Below are 3,394 nucleotides of genomic sequence, written 5' to 3' on the forward strand. Positions count from 1 at the left end.
GTCCAAGGCCCGGAACCTCTCGGCCCGAACCCCGCTCCCTGGCGGCTCCGATAAAGTTACACGCACCCCAACACAACACCAAATCCCCAGGTCAACGGGCATGAACGTCGCTACACCATCGCGCTGTTGCACGTGCTCAGATCTGGAGCTTCGGCAGAACCGGTCCCCTCGGTTGAATCGAAGTGGCGGTCCGACCTCGAGCGCCGGCCCGGGAAACAGGCTCCGATGCATTATCGACCGCGCGCCATCAATGCCCGGGCCGCGAACTCGAGCTGGAGTACCGGTCACCTCGAGTGCTGCGCACCGCGATCTGCCACGAAGTCGGCAAGGAGATCGAGTTGGGTCTGTTCCCCTTCGCCGGCGGGCCACCAGAGGAACGAGAGCAGTACTCGAACCGCGAGCTGGACGTGCTCATCGGGCGGCTGCTTCAGTCCGATCAGCTCGGCAGCGATACCGGATACGGTCTGCGACTCGATGAGCGCCTGGGACTGCGCGGCAACGCCGGAAGAGAAAAACTGTGATGCGATGCGGTCACGGCGGGCCGCCGCCAGCGCGGATGTCAAAGCGGCTATAACACGCCGCCGCCCCGTGAGCCCCTCCACGTGCGCGGCAACTTCCTCGACGATGCGCGCCGAAGACCGTGTGAGAACCGCTTCGATGATCGCCGCCCTACCTCCAACGTGTCGGTAGACGGTCGCCCGTGAGCAGTGTGCCCGGCGCGCGAGTTCTGAGACATCGAGCCCGTCGATTCCCTTCTCAACAATCAGCGACGAGGCCACGGCTAGCAGGCGATCGCGTGCGTGTCGGTCCCTCGCCGCACCCAGCAACCAGTCTTCGGTCATATCTCATTATGAGACACCCCTTCCCGGCCGTCGCAACGTCGGCGCAGCGTACGAAGGCGGCGTGAAACACCCTGCGCGCACGGCAGCGCGCGCCGTCTCGGATGTCTGCGGAGGCGTCGACCTGCACGGGCTGATGCGCGAGTCTGTCAGCCATGACTACCGCACAGCAGATGATGATCCTTCTCGAGTCGACACACCCGGGCCCGCCGATCGAGCGACTCGGCGACTCGACCTTCTACTTGGTACGGTCCCGGGACCTGATCGCCGAGGTGACCGCGCGGACCGCGGAGTTCTCGTCCAATCTCACCGCCACGATGGTCATCGACGAACACGGGGCAATCACGGAGTGTCCCGTCGCCGGACTCGGGTCCCCCATCCACGCCTTGGCTACTGCCGACGGACAGATTCACCGAATCCACCGCACGCTTGTCCTTCCGTCACTGACGCCACGAAAGCTGCGGTCCTGGGCACCATTTGTAGACCAGACCATCCGGCAACTGTGGTCGGAGAGCTACGACGACGGAATTGACTGGGTCACCGAGATCGCCGAGAAACTCCCAGCGGCGGTCGTCGCCGAGCTCATCGGCGTTCCGCAGCACCGAGACCAACTACTGACCTGGGCCTTCGCCAGCCCCGCGATCCTCGACGGCGTGGTGACCCAGGACGAACTGGACGACGCGGTCAACAGTGTCGGGAACTTCATGGCGTTCCTCGATGAGCGGCTCCATCGGGCCCGGGTCGTCCTTCCCCCTACCGTGGTCGGAGTCCTGGCACGCCTGGTAAACAACTCAGACATCGACCACGACGTCGCGACTTACGTCCTTGTCCAGCTCATCGTGGCCGGAATTGAATCAACCGTCGGCCACCTGGGATCCCTGGCATGACGTCTCGGCCGACACCCTGAGCATCTCGCCGCCATGCGTGACGTTCCGCCCCGGCGGGATGAGTTCATCGAAGAAGTTCTCAGGCTCGACGCGCCCTTCGTGGGCCACTACCGCCACGTGGTCAGCGATACCGAACTCGGCGGCACACGTCTGCCCGCGGACTCTCGCGTGTTCCTGCTCTGGGGGCGCGCGAACCGCGACGAACAGTACTTCGACCGGCCCGACGAGTTTCACCCGGGTCGGGACGACGGTGCGCACCTGAGCTTCGGCCGCGGGATCCATTTCTGCGTGGGGGCCGCTCTCGCAGGACTCGAATCGCGGACAGCGCTCGACTTCCTCTTAGAGCACGACGCCCATATCCACATCGATCCCAGCGCACCGCAGTGGCACCCGAGCCTCCTGGCCAGGCGGCTACGAGCATTGCGACTGACCGAATGACAGGCAGTCATCCAGGACCGCGCGATGGTGTCACCGCCAGAACTCGACTGACACCGGCTATCCGGTGGAAACTGAACCCTCGCCTCCCCTGAGCGGGTGATTGCAGCCGAGAAGGCGGCCGAGACTGGTCGGTCGCGCGGGCAGTTAAGCCGTTCCGATCAACGAGAACTCCAAAGCCATTGGGATCGCGAATGGCACGATGAGATCTGCGCTCGCGTCCTCGGCGCCGCCCGAGAGCTAAGGGCGCAGAGAGCATCGCTGGTCGACATCAAGGACCCCTGGATCCCGAGGTTTCAGGCCGGGTGACTGACGATGCCGGCAACCGTGATAGCCGAACGGAGCGCGTGGCCGCATGCGATAACGGTGCTCGGTGGCGCGTACAGCCGGAACGTTCGGAGTGTCGCGGGGCCGACCTGATGGGTCGGATCGAGCATAAACTTGGCGATACGACGCACTACGGTCTGTAGTTTTCCAGGACACGACCCGTGGCTGATGGCCAGAGCGCCCAGATGCGGGTGTGGGCTTCTACGCTGGCGATCTCGCGGTTCATCTCGACAACCGAAAGTCCAGGGTGCGGCTGCACGCCCCGACAAGTACCTCGGCAGGTCGATCCTGATGGCTGGGAGGTTCACTGGTCCCGGACGCACCCGCAGAGTTCTCCGAGCAGTTGGCCAGACCAGATAGCCCGGCCTTGCGTGCCGATCAGTGCGCCAGCACTCCGTCGGTTTCGATTAGATGGACTACATCGAGCCAGCGAGTAACCGGCAGCCGGCTCGGTTCCTCGAGCTGTTAGCACCGTCGGTACGCGGCTACGACGACCTGTACGACCTCGCCTATCGCCGGCGTCGTGCCCCTCGACTCAGAGGCAGCGGCTTGAGCAGTAAAGCCGCCCCGGTCGTCTGTGCCGCCAGGGTGTTCAAGATGCCGACCACCCTCGCACGTTCGGCAGCCGCACATGCGAAAGGACTTCCCCACACTCCTGGCGGACACAGCCGGTTGCAACGCGATCGCCGCCGGCTACCCCGGGCAGTTCGAAGGCCACGCAGCTACCCGTCTCGAAGCCGAGCTACGCGAAGCGAGCATCGATGTAGCTGCTCGTCTTCAACCAGGTCGACTACATCCCGTTCGACTCCGACCTGAGTTGGACCTCGTTAGTGCCCCGCGGCGATGGCTGTGAGGATGGCTTGGGAGTCGTCGTCGAGCGGGGTGCGAGCGGTGAGCTCGTGTCCG

Annotated in this window: 3 protein-coding genes; 2 read left to right on the forward strand and 1 reads right to left on the reverse strand. The window is 64.6% G+C overall.

The features are described 5' to 3' along the window. Positions 1 to 284: 284 nt before the first annotated feature. Positions 285 to 842, reverse strand: a complete 558-nt coding sequence (locus ACWIE7_RS18535; protein WP_454070237.1) for a TetR/AcrR family transcriptional regulator — start codon at positions 840 to 842, stop codon at positions 285 to 287. A gap of 152 nt (positions 843 to 994) precedes the next feature. Here ACWIE7_RS18535 and ACWIE7_RS18540 point away from each other — a divergent pair, with 152 nt between their 5' ends. Further along, positions 995 to 1,726, forward strand: coding sequence for a hypothetical protein (locus ACWIE7_RS18540; RefSeq protein ID WP_454070238.1), 732 nt, complete (start codon positions 995 to 997; stop codon positions 1,724 to 1,726). Between the two features lie 33 nt (positions 1,727 to 1,759). Then, on the forward strand, positions 1,760 to 2,164 hold the full coding sequence (locus ACWIE7_RS18545; protein ID WP_378002176.1) for a cytochrome P450: 405 nt from the start codon (positions 1,760 to 1,762) through the stop codon (positions 2,162 to 2,164). The last annotated feature ends 1,230 nt before the right edge of the window (positions 2,165 to 3,394 follow it).

The sequence above is a fragment of the Dietzia sp. NPDC055343 genome, assembly GCF_053645265.1.

Excerpts from the sequence above, each read along its gene's own strand:
- ACWIE7_RS18535 (WP_454070237.1), bottom strand. The coding sequence starts at position 842 with ATGACCGAAGACTGGTTGCTGGGTGCGGCGAGGGACCGACACGCACGC.
- ACWIE7_RS18540 (WP_454070238.1), top strand. The coding sequence starts at position 995 with ATGACTACCGCACAGCAGATGATGATCCTTCTCGAGTCGACACACCCG.
- ACWIE7_RS18545 (WP_378002176.1), top strand. The coding sequence starts at position 1,760 with ATGCGTGACGTTCCGCCCCGGCGGGATGAGTTCATCGAAGAAGTTCTC.